The organism is Oleiphilus sp. HI0132, assembly GCF_001635845.1.
In genome coordinates, this window is sequence record NZ_LWGJ01000210.1 from 1 (window position 1) to 1,376 (window position 1,376).

2 protein-coding genes are annotated in these 1,376 nt (G+C 44.3%); both read left to right on the top strand.

Going from position 1 to position 1,376, the window contains the following annotated elements:
* A partial coding sequence (locus A3766_RS30220) for a hypothetical protein (protein WP_197479228.1) occupies positions 1 to 181 on the top strand: 181 nt, incomplete at its 5' end.
* 113 nt (positions 182 to 294) lie between these two features.
* The coding region (panP, locus tag A3766_RS02640; protein ID WP_156508633.1) for a pyridoxal-dependent aspartate 1-decarboxylase PanP at positions 295 to 1,376 on the top strand (1,082 nt) is incomplete at its 3' end.

A 1,376-nucleotide genomic window follows, 5' to 3' on the forward strand; every position in this document is an offset into this window, starting at 1 on the left:
TGATAGTCAACGCGTGAGTGACTTTTATCATGCTAACCAGGAGCATATTGCCAAGCCTTTTTATCAAGTCGAGCAGGAAATTACGGCTCAGCTTGAATATCAAAGTGTGAAAAATCTAAAGGAGCAGTTGCTGGCATCGCTTCAAAAGAGTGGTGATTTGGCAATTCTTCCCAGTCAATAAGGTTTTTTAAACGATATTGGTCCATTGCAAGAGACCTTGGCTGGTTATCCTTTGTACGACCGACTATACTAGCGCCCGTTCAAATTTTGGGTATTGAATCTACGTTGTGAGCTATGTTGGACAAGTTATACCATAAGCAGAAGTTTGCTCAGGCAAGCATAGAGAGTATGTATCGAGTATTTACAGTACCCGAAGCACCAGACTCTACTCTTAGCCGTATTGATAAAGACGTTTCTAATAATCTTGCAGGATTTATGCAGGACCATATCGTCGCGGTCGAACATGATTTGCAAGAAATGGAAAAAGACTTTTCTGATCCCAGGATTCCTGAAAAGCCCATTTTTGTATCCGAACATACTCAATTTCTTCTAGATAAAATAGTTGCGCAGTCTGTTCACACCTCATCGCCTAGCTTCGTTGGTCATATGACCTCTGCTTTACCTTATTTCATGTTGCCGCTTTCCAAGATCATGATTGCGCTCAACCAGAACCTGGTAAAAACCGAAACCTCGAAAGCGTTTACGCCCCTAGAGAGACAGGTGCTCGGGATGTTGCACCGCCTGGTATACGCTGAAGACAGTGATTTTTATAGCAAGTGGATGCACGATGCAGGGCATGCATTGGGGGCAATGTGCTCAGGCGGCACCATTGCCAATATCACAGCTCTTTGGGCGGCTCGAAATTTAGCCTTTCCACCCGAAGGAAACTTCAAGGGCGTTGCCCATGAAGGCTTATTTCGAGCGATTAAGTACTATGGTTATGATGGTGCTGCAATCGTGGTCTCAAAAAGAGGGCATTACTCTTTTAGCAAAACAGCAGATATTATCGGCATAGGTCGAGATTACCTGGTTTCTGTAGAGACTGATGAGCATAACCGTATAGATCTGGAAGCCTTACGAGATACCTGCACTCGCTTGAAGAAAGAAAATATCTGCATAATTAGCGTGATTGGCATTGCCGGTACAACAGAGACAGGCAATATCGACCCTCTTGAAGAAGTGGCTGAAATCGCGCGCGAGTTTAAGGCTCACTTTCATGTCGATGCAGCCTGGGGTGGCCCGACATTATTTTCAAATGACTATCGCTCTTTATTAAAAGGCATCGAAAAAGCAGATTCTGTCACCCTGGATGCACACAAGCAGTTATATGTTCCGATGGGTAGTGGCTTGGTGGTGTTTAAGGACCCAAAGAAACT